The following is a 14,421-nucleotide window of genomic DNA, read 5'->3' on the forward strand; positions in this document are numbered from 1 at the left end:
TCAGCGGGCGGTCAGCGACCGGTCGTATGACGTGGGCGGGAGCGGTGGTTCCGGGGGCGGTCGGCCCCCGGGAGGACGCGGCACTCTGCGGGACCGGCCAGGCCCGCCCTGAACAGTCCGTAGGTGAGGCGTCGCAGCGCGGCCGCCCGGAGTTCGTCCTGCAGGGCGCCGCTGCGCAGCACCGCGTCGGGGCCCAGCAGCCCTTCGACGACGGCCAGCGCTCCGGTGGTGTCTCCGTGGTGCAGGCGTTCGCGGACTCCGGAGAGGCAGTGCGGCTGCCGGTGCGCCTCGTCGATGGCCCGGAGGCAGGGCAGCGGCGTGCCGGTCAGTGCGACCAGCAGCTCTTCCCGGCGGATTTCGGCCGGGTCGTGGTCGAGTGGCGCCAGTACGCCGTCGACCAGGCCGATCCGGTGCCGGGCTCCCCGGCATTCCACCAGGCGCGTCTGTCCCGCCGGGTCCGCGCTCCCGGTGGACGAGGCCGGGGTGTGTTCCGGTACCAGCGCCGAGGCGACCAGCGGATGCAGTCGCCCGGCCTCGATCGCGCCGGCACGGATCAGCGCCAGGTCGGGCAGCACCCAGGTCGCGGCGTCGGGCAGGACCGGCAGGGCGGAGAGGTCGCCGCCGTCGGGTGCCCGGGCGATCCGCGGGGTGGGCGGCTCGGCTCCCGCCGGGCCGGCCACCAGGTCCAGGAGCAGCCGCTGCCGGGACCCGATCCGCACGGTGACGGTGCCGGTGCCGGTCGTCCGCCGCTCGGCGCGGAGCACGATCATCGCCTCGGCCGCCCACCGGTCGACGGCGCAGCCCAGCCCCTGGGGCACCGGCCCGAGGAGGTCCGGGTTCACCGGACGGGCGTCGCCCGGCGGCCGGTCGGCGCCGGAGCGGACCCGCAGTTCACCGGTCCTGCGCGCGTCCCACAGGTGGCGGTGCAGGTCGAGGCGGAACCGCCGGCTGGGACGGGGGTGCGGATGGCGGCGGGCGTGTGCGTCCAGGGCGGATCCGCGTCCGCCGCCATCCGGGCCGTGGGATCCGTCCCACAGGGTGAGGCTGATCCGCTGGCCGCCGTCCGCCCAGGCGGGCGGAGTACGGACCACGAGGTGCACCGGGTGCACGCCGTCGCGCCCGGCACGGTCGTACCGGGCCAGCGTGATGGTGAGGCCGGGGCGCAGCAGCCCGTCGGGAGCGACTCTCGGCATGTGCCAGCGCAGCAGGTCGGGAGCCAAATGGCGTAGATCGGCACGGACTTGGGCCACGAGATCGCGACCGTGGGTGCGGGCCAGAGAACGCAGATCCAGGTCGATGTCGATGCCTGCGGCGGTGCACGCCCCCGCCCAGTCGCCGCGATGGCGGCGGGCGGTCGCAGTCTCGATCATGGTGGGCGGTACGGCGAAGTCACGCACGCGCGGCCAGAAGGAGAGGAGGGAATCCTCGTACGCGGTCGAAGTGAGCATCAGCACTCACCTTGCGCGGACGGGTCCCCCGATCTGTTCACGAAGGGAGTCATCATCGCGGGGAGCATAACCCGCCGTCCGCGATCTGTCAGGTGCCCCGGTCGCCTCACGAGCGACCCGTCGGCGCCGGCCGTGCCCCATCGGGGCCGGACCCGGCTCACGACCATCCGACGGATCATCAGGCTCATGGCCACGGGCCGGACCTGACACCCGCCCGGTCGGTCAGGCCGGGCTCTTGGCCGTCGGTCCCGCTGCCGGTCCGTCGAGCGTGCTGGTCAGATGCGGGGTGCCGTCGTCGTCGAGGAACTCGACCACGGCCAGGGCCAGCAGGGCCAGCACGGCGATCCAGATGGTGACGGCCGCCGTGGGGTAGTTCCAGACCAGCAGGATGGCGGCGGCGACCGCGACCACGGTCCAGTTCAGCCACATCTTGACCCGGTGCACCCACGCTCCGACCGCTCCCAGCTCGACCCCCGTCGCGCCGCGCACGGCGCCGATGCCGCCGGTCCAGGCGGCCAGGACCCGCGAGGCCGCCCGGCCACTGCCGGTCAGCCAGGCCGCCAGCGCCACGACGACACCGAGGGTGATCACCACGCGTACCGACGTCCGCAGATAGCGCACCAGCGTGTCGAAGACCGCCCCCGCTGCGGGCTGGGAGACCTCGGACGGCAGGCCGTCGAGATAGAGCGCCCGGAAGACCCAGAGCGCGATGCCGAGAAGGGCGGCCCCGGCTGCCACGGCGAGCGCCGCCGTGACGAGGGCGCGGCGCCTGCGTACGGCGAGCAGCACACCGCCGGCCGCCAGCAGGAGGGTCAGCACCGGCAGCCAGAAACCGACGATCTGGAGCAGCCGGTAGAACTTCTTGGCCCTGCCGATGGATTCGGAGGACATCACCGTGAAGTTGGTATGCACCTCGGGGATCTTCGCGGCGATGCCGAGGCCTCGGTCGACGAGCGACTGCTTGACCTGGTCGATGACGGGGGCGAGGTCGATGACGACCGAGTCGTTGGTGAGCTTCACCGCTCCGCCGCCGCTTCCGGTCAGCGCCTTGTCGACGGCGGAGTGGGCTCGCCTGTTCAGCTCGGTCCACAGGGTGGCGAACGCGTCGCTGGTGACGAACCGGTCCGCCACGCTGTGCACGAAGTCGGTGATGCCACTGGTGATCGGACCGCTCAACGGGCCGATGGCCTTGGTCAGCTCGGGCCGGTCGGCGGGGGCGGCCGATTCGAGCAGCGACTGGACGTCGACGTGCTGCATCACCGCTTTGGTCACCCGGTCGGCGACGGCGTTCTGGACGTCCGGGTCGGAGGCGAGCGGCTTCATGGTGGCCACATAGCGGTCGGTGTCCCCGACGAGATCGCTCGTCCAGGCCGCCACGGCGCTCAGCGGGGTGAGCAGAGCCGCGAGAAGGATCAGCACGACCGCGAAGAACGACCGCACGCGGTGGTGCTCGACCATCGGTCGGCGCCGCTCCAGTTCGGCGACCCGGGCCCGCAGGTCGGCGATCTCCCGCGCGTCACCGCCGCTCAGGCCACCGCCGCTCAGGCCACCGCCGCTCACCTCACCGGAGCTCACGACGCCTCCGGAGCGCTGCTCGGGCCCACGCCGGCGCGGGCCCGAGGGACCACCGGACTGCGGTCCTGTTGTGCGGACCGCTGACCGGCTCGCGTCCGGTCGATCACGTCATCCATGGCGCGTCTCGCTCCGATCGGTCCAGTGCGTGGGGGCGACGGCATACGGCGGCGCTCTTCTCGGCGCCCGCTTCTCGGCGACGCTCGCTCGGCGACGGGACGGGAGCGCGGAGCGGGGAGCGGGGTGCGTTGAGAGGGGTGCGTCAGCGCGGCTGCTTGGCATCGGGTCGGTACGAGGCCAGTGCCCAGATCACGAAGACGTCGATGGCGATCATGATGACCGACCAGATCGGCGCGTACGGCAGGAACATGAACTGGAAGAGCATGCTCAGCGAGGCCAGCAGAATGCCGGTGACACGGGCCCACCCGGCGTCCTTGAGGATCCCCCAGCCGACGACGGCCGAGATCACGCCGACGATCAGCAGGATCCAGCCCCAGCCGGTGAGGTTGATGCGGTAGACGTAGTCGTTCACGCGCGCGTAGACATCGTCCTTGGCCAGCGCGGATATGCCCTGGAGGATGCTGAGGGCGCCGTTCACCAGCAGGAGGACACCCGCGAAGGTGACACCACCGGACGCCCAGCCGCTGTTGCCGGCGGGCGGCGGCCCGAGTCCTCCCGCGGCGGGCGCGGCTCCGGACCACTGGTCTCCCCACAACGGCATGTCGCCGCCGCTCGGCTGGGCTCCCGTCCCACTGCCGGGCGGGGGGCTCGGAGGCTGCGAAGAGTCCTGGCTCATGCTCGACCACCTCGATGTGCTGTCGGCCGCTGGCCGTCCCCGTGCGGGAAGCATCGGGGAGTTCGAGCCTCCGCCCGCCGCCCCCTCCCTCGCCACGGGGGTTCCGCCGATCGGGTGACGCTCGACTGCCGCCCGATCCGCGGAACAATGTCGCAAGTGACCGACGGACAACCTGTCCGGGTCCAGGTCCAGGTCCAGGTCCAGGTCCGGGTCCCAGATCCGGGTCCGGCCAAAGCCCCGGCCGCGCGCCGCCAGCACCACCGGTACCACTGACACCACCGGGCCCACCGTCCTCAGGGACGCCCGGTCGACTCCGCCGCGACACCACCGGGCGTCGAAGCCGGATCCGCCGGGGTGACGGGCTCCTCAGCGATGACGGGCTTCAGATCGTTCACGAGATCCAGAGCGCGCCCCAGCGTCGTGAGCCGTTCGTCGAGGGTCTCGCCCGCCGGGTAGAACCGGACCGTGTCGACACCGGCGGCGCGCCAGACGCGGAGCCGTTCGCGGACGATGTCCTCGGTGCCGATCAGGGTGGTGCCGAGGACCATCTCGTCGGTCACGAGCCCCGCGGCGCCGTCCCGGTCGCCGGCCTGCCAGCGCTCGTGAACCGCGGCGGCGATCTCCGCCCAACCCTGCCTGCTGTAGGCGGCGTTGTAGAAGTTGGTGGTGGCGGAGCCCATCCCACCAAGACTGAAGGCGAGTTCCTTCTTGCGGCCCGCGACCATGGCGCGCAGCGCGTCCTCGTCCTCGGCGAAGGCCACTTCGGCGCCCTGGCAGATGTCGAGGTCGGCGCGGGTTCGGCCCCCCGCCGCGAGGCCCGCGTCCAGGTGGTCGAAGTACGCCTCCTTGGCCCCCTCGGGCACGAAGCTGGTGCCCAGCCAGCCGTCCGCGACCTCTCCCGTCAGCCGGAGCATCTTCGGCGAGAGTGTGGCGAGGTAGACCGGCAGGTCGTGCTCGGCGCGCATGGACATCCGCATGGGCCGCGCCTCACCTCCCGGCAGCGGAATCGTGAACTCCTTGCCCTCGTACGAGAGTTTCTCCCCCGCGACCGCCTGCCGGACGATCTCCACGGTCTCCCGCATCCGGGACAGCGGGCGCGCGAACGGCACTCCGTGCAGTCCCTCGATCACCTGGGGACCGGACGGGCCGAGGCCGAGGAGAAAGCGCCCTCCGGAGATGTTCGAGAGCGTGATCGCAGCGCGTGCGATGGCCGCCGGGGTACGGGTCCCGAGCTGGATGATCCCGGAGCCGAGCAGCATCCGTTCGGTCCGCGCCGCCAAGTAGCCCAGCGGAGAAGGGGCTTCGGAGCCCCAGGCCTCCGCCACCCAGCAGATGTCCAACCCGAGCTTCTCGGCCTCGACCACGAAATCGACGGTCTCCCGCCAGTCGCCCGCCGACGCCTCGATCGTCGTAGAGGTACGCATCACGCACCCGCCCCTTCCGCGCTCTCGGCCAGCTTCCTGATCGCCGCGACGGTGTCCGTCATGCTCCGCTCGAACTCCCGCAGCCGTACGAACACGATCTTCTGCTCCTTCTCCGGCATCCGGTCGATCGCGAAGGAAAGCCCGGAACGGCCGGGGCCCATCCGCATCCACTGGGTCAGCTCGGTGCCGCCGTCCGTCTCCTCCAGGCCGAACCGCCAGACGGCACTGGGCTGTTCGGGGTCCGCCACCGCCCAGGCGAACGCCCTGCACGGCTCGCACTCCACCACGTACGAGGTGGTCTCCCACTCCCCCAGCGACTCGTGCCTGCTGCGGCCCACGAAACGGGCACCGACCGCCGGTACCGTCGCCCCGTCGAGCCACTCGACCGACTGGAGCTCCGCGCTCAGTCCCGGCATCAGATGAATGTCGGAGACCAGCTCCCACACCCGACCCGGCGAAGCGTCGATCCGCGTCCGCACATCGACGGTCGGCTGGTCCGCGTAGCGCGCACCCGTCCACTCCATGAGTCTCCGGCCTTCCTCTGGTCTCCCGGGAAATGCGCCCGAATGGGGCTCTGACCTTGAGAGTTGCGTAGATAGACTAACCTGTCAAGGAAAACCGCCGCCGGCGCACGGGCCGACAGCGGAACCTGGCCCTGGACCTGGACCTGGACTGGGCCGGGCTGGGAACCGGCCCCGGTCTGGGAGTTGGGGCTGTTGGGGGCCGTTGGGCCTGTTGGGGCTGGGAGTCGGCCCCGTGGGCGGCGGCAAGCAGCCGCTGCCGGCTGGATCGCTCAGGTGGTGAAACGGCTCCGGATGTCGGGGCGCTCGGCGAGGTGCGGCGGGTAACCGGGGCCGAGCCGCGGACGGGTGTCCTCGGCCGTCATCGGCTCGCCGCAGTCGGCACACACCACAGCCGCGTCGCTCTCGTTTCCGCAGCGGTCGTGGTGGAAGACGACCGGCGGCCCCTGCTCACCACTGAGCCAGCGGTTGCCCCAGCTGTTCATCGCGGCCAGGACCCCGAAGAAGTCGCGGCCCATCTCCGTGAGCACGTAGTCGTACCGCACCGGGTCCGTCTGATAGGCCCGCTTCTCCATGAGCCCCTCGTCGACCAGCCGGCGGAGCCGGTCGGTCAGCGTGTTGCGCGCGATCCCCAGCTCCTGCTGGAACGCGTCGAACCGCTTGATCCCGTAGAAGGCCTCCCTCAGCACCAACGGCGTCCACCAGTCGCCGAGCAGATCCATCGTGCGCGCGATGGAACAGGGCCAGTTCGCAAAAGAAGTCCGCCTCACCCTCCCAGCATACGAAGGTCTCAGAAAAAGACCCAGCAGCTCGCGGCACGGGCGGGTCGCCACGTGAAGCACCATGGCACCACCGCACCGTGGCACCACCGCACCACCGCACCACCGCACCACGCACACCGCTCCCGCTGCTCCACCCGTCACACCAGACGCTTGATCTCCCCGCGCACTCGGTAGAAGCCGCCCTGCGAGGAGTGCAGCGCGTCCACCACATAGCGGGTTCCGGGCTGGCGTATCGCGCGCGGGAACTGGACGTTCCAGCTCGGCTCATAACCGTCGGAGACCACATGGACCCGCACGCGCCCTCCTTCCTGGATGCACTCGACCACCACCCCGTCCCCCGCCGCGGGAACGGCGCTGACCGTGGCGACGGAGGCCGCTGCGGTCAGCGGGGCGTACGTCGGCAGGGCAGCCGCCAGCTTCACGTCCGCGGCGACCGGGACGCTGCCCGACTGGGCGGCGTTGATCGCGGCCTCGGTCGCGTCGATGCAGGCGAGCGAGCCGTCCGTGGAGACGATGTACAGCCGCTCGTCGTGGTACTGCATCGACAGCGCCGAACCGCCACCGGTGCCGAGCTTCCACAGCCGGGTGCCGTCGGCCGTGAAGCAGTAGACGGAGGAAGAGGAGTCACCCGCGAAGACATACCGGCCTCCGGGGGACGTGGCACATGAGTACACGGCGGCGTCGCACTGGTAGGTGGCTTCGATCCGGCCGGTGGACTTGTCGAGCCGCTGGACGACCCGCCGCCCCGTCCCCGCGTAGACCGCGTCCTCCTCCTGCCACCCGAAGAGCACATTGCCGCTGGTGGCGGTGTGCCAGAGCTGACTCGTGCCGTCCGCCGCGTAGGCCGTCACACCGCGGCTGTGTCCGTGGTAGACGGCATGGTCGTCGGCGCGCACCATCCACGCGTTGCCGCCGGACGAGTTGCGCGACCACTGGAGTTCGTCCTCATGGTCGATGACCGTCAGTCCGCCATTGCGGTCGGCCACGTTCAGTACGCCCGCGTGGATGTCCAGCCAGAAGATGTCCACGTCGGCCGCTATCTCGTAGGCCGCGAACGGCACCTTCGAGGAGAGGTCGTACACGCGGCCGTCGTCGCAGCCCGCGTAGATCCAGAAGTCGTCCGCCACCAGACACTTCACACCGTCGGGCAGCGAGTAGTGGGCCAGCACCTCGCCGGAGTGGCTCAGGTTGTAGACGTTGCCGTGCTGGTTGCCGACCCAGCAGCGGTCCTCGTCCACATGGATGCCGAACGCCGAGGCTCCGGTACGGAACCGCCACAGCACCGGGGCCGTCGCCCGCGCCGTGGACGGGGCCGACGTCACCTGACGGCGCGTCACAGGACGTGCCGCGCGCTGCCCTTGGACGGCGGGCGCGTACCCCTTGCGCACCTTCTCGGCTATCTTCTTCGCCGCCGCGGCCTTCGCCTTCTCGGCGGTCGCGAAGGTGGAGATCTGGCGCTGCCCGTCCACACCGATGCGCCCGTACCGCACGGCGACGGTCAGCTCCTCGACGGTCACCTCGTAGAACTTGTGCGCACCGCCGCTCTCCTGAGACAGCTCCAGATACGTCGTGATCCCCGCCTGTCGTGCCTGCGCAGCGGACACAGCACACCCCTCCCCAAAGGCCCCGGTCAGCCGACACGGCCGATCTCCAGTGATTCCAAAGTAGCGGTCGCCACTGACAACGGGCCGGGGCCGGAGAACTGCCCCCTGAGGCCCCGGGAGGACACCGGCACCGCTCCCCGAGCCGGCGCAGGGCTCGCGACCGATGCGGAGGAACCGCGCATGCGGGCCTTGCGCACGGCGCACGACAGGTGGACGGTCCCGTCGGGCTCGCACCCGAGGAATGCCGTGAACGGGGACTGCACGACGAGGCGCAGAATGCCATCACAAAACACAGGACGAAGCAGAGGACCCGACCGATGCCCGAAGACTTCGACCGCGGTAGCTCCCTTGAGGAACTGGAGGGCCTGCGCTGGCCGGTACCTCCTGCGGACGCGACCCCGATGGTCCGGAACGTGTACGAGTTGCGGCGTCGACCGGTCGCAACCCTGGAGCCGCACGAGCTGGCCCGGCTGATCGGACAGGACGTGGGGCTGCCCTGGCTACTGCCCCTGGCCGTGGACATTCTGCGGGACACCGCGCCGAAGCAAGCCGGGGGTGGCTGGTTCGACGACGACCTGCTGTACACGGTCATCACCAGAAAGCGAGAGGTCTGGGCCACCGCCCCGGAGCTCGCTCACGAACTCAAGGAAACCGTCGCCGTCCTGACCGACGTCTCACGCTACGTCCGCCAGGACATCGACGCGTTCCTCTCGGCGCTCCCCGGGGCCGATGCCTGACAGCGAGGCATTCCCAGACTGGTTGAGCAGTGGGCAGCGGACCTTCGCGCCTTCGCCGTACGTCATCGAAAAAGATGCCCCACGTGCAGGAAGACGGAGAACAGGTCAGCCGTCCTTCTTCACCGGCTCCAGAATCGCCACGCACTCCACGTGATGCGTCATCGGAAACAGATCGAACGCCCGCAGCGTCCGCACCTTGTATCCCCCGTCGCGGAAGTACGCGATGTCCCGGGCCAGTGCCGCCGGGTCGCAGGCCACGTAGGCGATCTTTCGCGCGCCCAGCGACGACAGGTGTTCGACCGTCTTCTTGCCAGCGCCCGCGCGGGGCGGGTCCAGGACGATGAGGTCGACCTCGGAGATGCCGGTGCGCGGGAGGATCGCCTCGACCTTGCCCTGTTCGATGCGGACACGGTCGAACGCGGCGAGGTTGTGCCGGGCGTCCTCCACCGCGCGCTTGCCGGACTCGATGCCGAGGACCGCGCCCTGGTCGCCGATCCGGTCCGCGAGGGCGCCCGCGAAGAGACCGACACCGCAGTACAGGTCGAGGGCCATGTCGCCCTTGCGCGGCAGCAGACCCTGCATGACCGCCTTCACGAGGGTGTCGGCGGCCTTCGGGTGGACCTGCCAGAAGCCGCCGCTGCCGACCCGGTAGGTGCGGCCGTCGGCGCGCTCGCGCACGAAGGCGCGGCCGTGGACGCGGTGGATGCCGCCGTCCTGTTCGGCGACCCGCATCACGGAGACCGGCTTGTCGAGCTCGACGAGCGGGAGGCGGGCGCCGGGGCGGGGTTCGAGGATCACCATGCGGTCCTGGGAGCCGGTGGCGGCGATCGCCTCGACGGCCGCCATGCCGGACCAGTCGCGCTCCTCGATGCCGAGTTCGGTGATGCCCTCGGCGGCGATCATGCAGCGCTCGACCGGCTCGACCTCGTGCGAGCGGTGGCGGCGCAGACCGGCGTTGCCGTCCGGGTCGACCGCGTACTGCACGCGCGTGCGCCAGGCCGGGACCTCGCCCGCGGGCAGTTTGTCGCCCTCGGCCGGCATCACCGTGCCGTCCCAGCCCGCCTCCTCGGGCGTGAGGCCCGCGAGGCGCTGCAACTGCTCGGCGATGACCTCGCCCTTGAGACGGCGCTGCGCGCCGGGCTTGGCGTGCTGCCAGTCGCAGCCGCCGCAGCGGCCGGGTCCCGCGTACGGGCAGGGCGCCTCGACACGGTCCTTGGACGCGTCAATGATCCGCACGGCGTCGGCGCGCAGGAACCGCGCGCCTTCCTCGCCCTCGGTCACCCGGGCGACGACGCGCTCACCGGGCAGCGCGTGCCGGACGAAGAGGACCTGGCCCTCGTCGGTCCGGGCGATGCAGTGCCCGCCGTGCGCCACGGGGCCGATCTCGACCTCGTACTCGTCCCCCACCAGCGACTTCTTCGGTTCTGCCTGCATGGTGGGGTGACTCCAGATGAGAAGGGGGAAACGGCCGGACAACAGCCCACCAGTCTACGTGCTTCCGGCGGGCTTCCCGCGCCCGTCAGTTCTCCGGGCCCGTGCCCACTCGACGCGCCGGCCCTTCGGGCCGTTCCCCTTCGGCCTCAGGCGCTTCAGGCAGGGCTCCCAAGGCCGCCGGCGCTTCGAGCCGGGCTCCCGCCGGCCGCTAGTTCTTCGGAGTGGGCTCCTTCGGTCGCTCGTGGGCCGGTCCGCGGCGCACCGCACCCGGCGCGTTCCAGTCCTGCCGCTTGCGGGCACGCAGCTTCGCGGCCTCGGAGGACTCCAGCTGGTAGGGCACGGAGGTCACCATGACGCCGGGCGTGAACAGCAGCCGGCCCTTGAGGCGCAGGGCGCTCTGGTTGTGGAGCAGGTGTTCGTACCAGTGGCCGACCACGTACTCGGGGATGATCACGGACACCGCGTCGCGCGGCGACTCCTTGCGCAGGCCCTTCACGTACTCGATGACCGGCCGGGTGATCTCGCGGTAGGGCGAGTCGAGGACCTTCAGCGGTACGTCGATGCCGCGCCGTTCCCACTCGTCGCGCAGGGTCTTGGTCTCGGCCGGGTCGACGTTGACGCTGAGCGCTTCGAGGGTGTCGGAGCGCAGCAGTTTGGCGTAGGCGAGGGCGCGCAGCGCCGGGCGGTGGATCTTGGAGACCAGCACGACGGAGTGGACGCGGGAGGGGCGGACACTGTCGTCGGAGGGTCCGTCGGGGGCGGCCAGTTCCTCGGAGACCCGGTCGTAGTGCTTACGGATCGCGGTCATCGTCACGTAGAAGATCACCATGCCGAGCAGGGCGACCCAGGCGCCGTGCGTGAACTTGGTGACGAGGACGACGACCAGGACCAGCCCGGTGAAGAAGGCGCCGAAGGCGTTGATCGCCCGGGAACGGACCATGTGGCGCCGCTTGGCCTGGTCGGTCTCGGTGGCCAGGTGGCGGTTCCAGTGGCGGACCATGCCGATCTGGCTGAGCGTGAAGGAGACGAAGACGCCGACGATGTAGAGCTGGATCAGGCGCGTCGAGTCGGCCCCGTAGATGATGACGAGCATGCTCGCGGCGCCGGCCAGGAGCACGATGCCGTTCGAGAAGGCCAGGCGGTCGCCGCGGGTGTGCAGCTGGCGCGGCAGGTAGCGGTCCTGGGCGAGGATCGAACCGAGCAGCGGGAAGCCGTTGTACGCGGTGTTCGCGGCCAGGAACAGGACGAGCGCGGTGGCGGCGGCCAGCACGATGAACAGGAAGCTGTCCTTGCCGAACACGGCCTCGGCGACCTGGGAGATCACCGGGTTCTGGACGTAGTCGGAACCGACGGCCATGCCGTTGTGGATCAGGTCCGTGGCGGGGTTCTCCGCCATGCGCACCTTGGTGGTCATGGCCAGGGCGATGATGCCGCAGAACATGGTGACGGCGAGCAGGCCCATCGCCGCGAGCGTGGTGGCGGCGTTCTTCGACTTCGGCTTGCGGAAGGCGGGGACTCCGTTGGAGATCGCCTCGACGCCGGTGAGCGCCGCACAGCCGGACGAGAAGGCGCGCAGCAGCAGGAAGACGAGGGCGAAGCCCGCGAGCCCCTGGTGCTCGGCCTTGATGTGGTAGTCGGCGGTGGGCGCCAGCATGGTGTCGCCGAGCACGAGTCCGCGGAAGGCACCCCAGGCGATCATGATGAAGACGCCCGTGACGAAGACGTACGTCGGGATCGCGAAGAGCTTTCCGGACTCCTTGACCCCGCGCAGGTTCATCAGCGTGAGCAGCACGATGACGGCGACGGCGCAGGCCACCTTGTGCTCCACCACGAAGGGAACCGCCGAGCCGAGGTTCTCGATGCCGGAGGCGATGGAGACGGCGACGGTGAGGACGTAGTCGACGAGCAGCGCGCTGGCGACGGTGAGGCCGGCCCGCGGACCGAGATTGGTGTTGGCCACCTCGTAGTCGCCGCCACCACTCGGGTACGCGTGCACGTTCTGGCGGTAGGAAGCGACCACCGTGAACATCAGCACGACGACCGCGAGCGCGATCCAGGGGCTGAAGTGGTAGGCCGACACACCCGCGATGGAAAGGACCAGCAGAACTTCTCCGGGCGCGTACGCCACGGAGGAGAGCGGGTCGGATGCGAAGACGGGGAGGGCGATGCGCTTCGGCAGGAGCGTTTCGCCCAGCCGGTCACTGCGCAGTGCGCGCCCGATCAGGATCCGCTTGGGCACGTCGGTCAGTTTGGACACAACAGGGAATCGTAAGGGTTCGAACTGGCAATCGCCCACCCGCCGTCCCGCTCAGGGCCGTCATCTGCTCTCCGGGTGAAAACTGGGTGGGCTCCGGCTGCGGATTCCGTTGTCCCGGAGGTCCACGTGTCTATATGACAAAACCCCCGCCCCCGACCGCCCTGGAGGACCCATGCACCTGTCCGCGGAGCTCATCGGCGCCACCGTCGGACTTGTCGGCCTCGGAATCCTGACGCTCGCGAGTGTTCGCAGCATCACACGGCGTTGAACCCCTCCGTTCATCGCCGTTGTCGGAGGTTCACGAAAAACCGCAGGCGAACGTGCACAGGGGTGCCCCTGGGTGACCGCGCGTGTGTAGCTTGGGCGGCGGTCTGAGACCCTGTTTAGCCTGAGCCGTAACCATTCATATGCGGAAGGACGGTCGTGCACATCGTCATCATGGGCTGCGGAAGAGTGGGTTCCGCTCTAGCCCAGAACTTGGAGCAACAGGGGCACACGGTCGCTGTGATCGACCGGGACCCCACCGCCTTCCGTCGGCTGGGCTCCGGGTTCGGCGGCCGTCGTGTCACCGGAGTCGGCTTCGACCAGGACACCCTGCGCGAGGCGGGCATCGAGGAGGCGGGCGCGTTCGCGGCGGTCTCCAGCGGTGACAACTCGAACATCATTGCCGCCCGGGTGGCCCGCGAGATGTTCGGCGTCGAGAACGTCGCGGCGCGCATCTACGACCCGCGCCGCGCCGAGGTCTACCAGCGCCTGGGTATTCCGACCGTCGCCACCGTCCGCTGGACGGCCGACCAGATGCTCCGCCGGCTGCTGCCCTCGGGCTCCGAGCCGCTGTGGCGCGACCCCACGGGCGGTGTGCAGCTCGCCGAGGTGCACGCCTCCGCCACCTGGGTGGGCCACAAGATCAGCCGCCTCCAGGAGGAGACGGGCGTGCGCGTCGCCTTCCTCACCCGGCTGGGTGAGGCGGTTCTGCCCACCTCGCAGACGGTGCTGCAGGAGGGCGACCTGGTGCACGTGATGATGCGCACCGACGAGGTGGACAAGGTCGAGGCGTCGTTCGCCAAGGGACCTGAAGAGGAGGCCGGTCACTGATGAGGGTCGCCATTGCCGGTGCCGGTGCCGTGGGCCGCTCGATCGCGGGCGAACTGCTGGAGAACGGCCACGAGATCCTGCTGATCGACAAGGCGCCGACCGCCATCTCGGTCGAGCGCGTGCCGCAGGCGGAGTGGCTGCTCGCCGACGCCTGCGAGATCACCTCCCTGGACGAGGCCGCGCTGCAGCGCTGCAACGTGGTCATCGCGGCCACGGGAGACGACAAGGTCAACCTCGTCGTCTCCCTGCTCGCGAAGACCGAGTACGGGGTCCCGCGGGTCGTCGCCCGCGTCAACAACCCCAAGAACGAGTGGCTGTTCAACGAGTCCTGGGGCGTCGACGTCGCCGTCTCCACCCCGCGTCTGATGTCGGCCCTCGTCGAGGAGGCCGTCAGCGTCGGTGACCTGGTGCGGCTGCTCCGCTTCAGCCACGGCGACGCCAACCTCGTCGAGCTGACCCTGCCGCCGGAGTCCGCCCTGGCCGGCACGACCGTCGGCGACGTCGAGTGGCCGGAGGACACCTCGCTGGTGACGATCATCCGCGGCACCCGCGTGCTCACGCCCTCCCGGGAGGATTCCCTGGAGGCCGGCGACGAACTCCTCTTCGTGGCCGCCCAGGCCCGTGAGGAACAGCTGGAGGACCTGCTGTCGGTGCGCCGGGACCGCTGACGCCCGGCACGCACGACACGAACGGGGCGGGGCGCCCGGTACGAGTACCGACGTCCGCATACGGCGAGGGGCGCCCGGAGATC

12 protein-coding genes are annotated in these 14,421 nt (G+C 70.4%); 3 read left to right on the plus strand and 9 right to left on the minus strand.

Annotation, left to right across the window (positions count from 1 at the left end; translation table 11 throughout):
• Positions 1–11: 11 nt before the first annotated feature.
• The 7 genes from ACFWBT_RS24080 to ACFWBT_RS24110 all read right to left on the minus strand — a co-directional run bounded on the left by ACFWBT_RS24080 (position 12) and on the right by ACFWBT_RS24110 (position 8,147).
• Positions 12–1,448, minus strand: coding sequence for a hypothetical protein (locus ACFWBT_RS24080; RefSeq protein ID WP_385703753.1), 1,437 nt, complete (start codon positions 1,446–1,448; stop codon positions 12–14).
• A gap of 222 nt (positions 1,449–1,670) precedes the next feature.
• On the minus strand, positions 1,671–3,023 hold the full coding sequence (locus ACFWBT_RS24085; protein WP_385703755.1) for a hypothetical protein: 1,353 nt from the start codon (positions 3,021–3,023) through the stop codon (positions 1,671–1,673).
• Between the two features lie 259 nt (positions 3,024–3,282).
• Positions 3,283–3,816: a hypothetical protein gene (locus tag ACFWBT_RS24090; RefSeq protein WP_385703757.1), complete on the minus strand. Its 534-nt coding sequence runs from the start codon at positions 3,814–3,816 to the stop codon at positions 3,283–3,285.
• Between the two features lie 293 nt (positions 3,817–4,109).
• Positions 4,110–5,240: an LLM class flavin-dependent oxidoreductase gene (locus ACFWBT_RS24095; RefSeq protein WP_385703778.1), complete on the minus strand. Its 1,131-nt coding sequence runs from the start codon at positions 5,238–5,240 to the stop codon at positions 4,110–4,112.
• Positions 5,240–5,764: an SRPBCC family protein gene (locus ACFWBT_RS24100; RefSeq protein WP_385703758.1), complete on the minus strand. Its 525-nt coding sequence runs from the start codon at positions 5,762–5,764 to the stop codon at positions 5,240–5,242. Before ACFWBT_RS24100 ends, ACFWBT_RS24095 begins: the two co-directional genes overlap by 1 nt.
• Positions 5,765–6,033: 269 nt before the next feature.
• Entirely contained in the window at positions 6,034–6,531 is a 498-nt protein-coding gene (locus tag ACFWBT_RS24105) for a winged helix-turn-helix transcriptional regulator (RefSeq protein ID WP_385703761.1), read from the minus strand.
• 149 nt (positions 6,532–6,680) lie between these two features.
• Positions 6,681–8,147, minus strand: a complete 1,467-nt coding sequence (locus ACFWBT_RS24110; RefSeq protein WP_385703763.1) for a WGR domain-containing protein — start codon at positions 8,145–8,147, stop codon at positions 6,681–6,683.
• Between the two features lie 317 nt (positions 8,148–8,464).
• Here ACFWBT_RS24110 and ACFWBT_RS24115 point away from each other — a divergent pair, with 317 nt between their 5' ends.
• Positions 8,465–8,884, plus strand: a complete 420-nt coding sequence (locus tag ACFWBT_RS24115) for a contact-dependent growth inhibition system immunity protein (RefSeq protein ID WP_385703765.1) — start codon at positions 8,465–8,467, stop codon at positions 8,882–8,884.
• Positions 8,885–8,989: 105 nt separating this feature from the next.
• Here ACFWBT_RS24115 and ACFWBT_RS24120 read toward each other — a convergent pair whose 3' ends face one another.
• Both ACFWBT_RS24120 and ACFWBT_RS24125 read right to left on the minus strand, forming a co-directional pair.
• Entirely contained in the window at positions 8,990–10,318 is a 1,329-nt protein-coding gene (locus ACFWBT_RS24120) for a class I SAM-dependent RNA methyltransferase (RefSeq protein WP_385703768.1), read from the minus strand.
• A 208-nt stretch (positions 10,319–10,526) separates the two neighbouring features.
• Positions 10,527–12,575 (minus strand): APC family permease, encoded by a 2,049-nt coding sequence (locus tag ACFWBT_RS24125; RefSeq protein ID WP_385703771.1) that lies wholly within the window; start codon positions 12,573–12,575, stop codon positions 10,527–10,529.
• Between the two features lie 423 nt (positions 12,576–12,998).
• Between ACFWBT_RS24125 and ACFWBT_RS24130 the strand changes: the two genes are divergently transcribed.
• Both ACFWBT_RS24130 and ACFWBT_RS24135 read left to right on the plus strand, forming a co-directional pair.
• Positions 12,999–13,670: a potassium channel family protein gene (locus ACFWBT_RS24130; protein ID WP_385703774.1), complete on the plus strand. Its 672-nt coding sequence runs from the start codon at positions 12,999–13,001 to the stop codon at positions 13,668–13,670.
• Positions 13,670–14,338, plus strand: a complete 669-nt coding sequence (locus tag ACFWBT_RS24135) for a potassium channel family protein (RefSeq protein ID WP_385703776.1) — start codon at positions 13,670–13,672, stop codon at positions 14,336–14,338. Before ACFWBT_RS24130 ends, ACFWBT_RS24135 begins: the two co-directional genes overlap by 1 nt.
• Positions 14,339–14,421: the final 83 nt, after the last annotated feature.

This window comes from Streptomyces sp. NPDC060027, from assembly GCF_042737005.1.
Lineage (GTDB): Bacteria > Actinomycetota > Actinomycetes > Streptomycetales > Streptomycetaceae > Streptomyces.

Bases quoted from the DNA above. Each gene is read 5' to 3' on its own strand.
- ACFWBT_RS24080 (WP_385703753.1), bottom strand. From the start codon at position 1,448: ATGCTCACTTCGACCGCGTACGAGGATTCCCTCCTCTCCTTCTGGCCG.
- ACFWBT_RS24135 (WP_385703776.1), top strand. From the start codon at position 13,670: ATGAGGGTCGCCATTGCCGGTGCCGGTGCCGTGGGCCGCTCGATCGCG.
- ACFWBT_RS24115 (WP_385703765.1), top strand. From the start codon at position 8,465: ATGCCCGAAGACTTCGACCGCGGTAGCTCCCTTGAGGAACTGGAGGGC.
- ACFWBT_RS24090 (WP_385703757.1), bottom strand. From the start codon at position 3,816: ATGAGCCAGGACTCTTCGCAGCCTCCGAGCCCCCCGCCCGGCAGTGGG.
- ACFWBT_RS24100 (WP_385703758.1), bottom strand. From the start codon at position 5,764: ATGGAGTGGACGGGTGCGCGCTACGCGGACCAGCCGACCGTCGATGTG.
- ACFWBT_RS24120 (WP_385703768.1), bottom strand. From the start codon at position 10,318: ATGCAGGCAGAACCGAAGAAGTCGCTGGTGGGGGACGAGTACGAGGTC.
- ACFWBT_RS24095 (WP_385703778.1), bottom strand. From the start codon at position 5,240: ATGCGTACCTCTACGACGATCGAGGCGTCGGCGGGCGACTGGCGGGAG.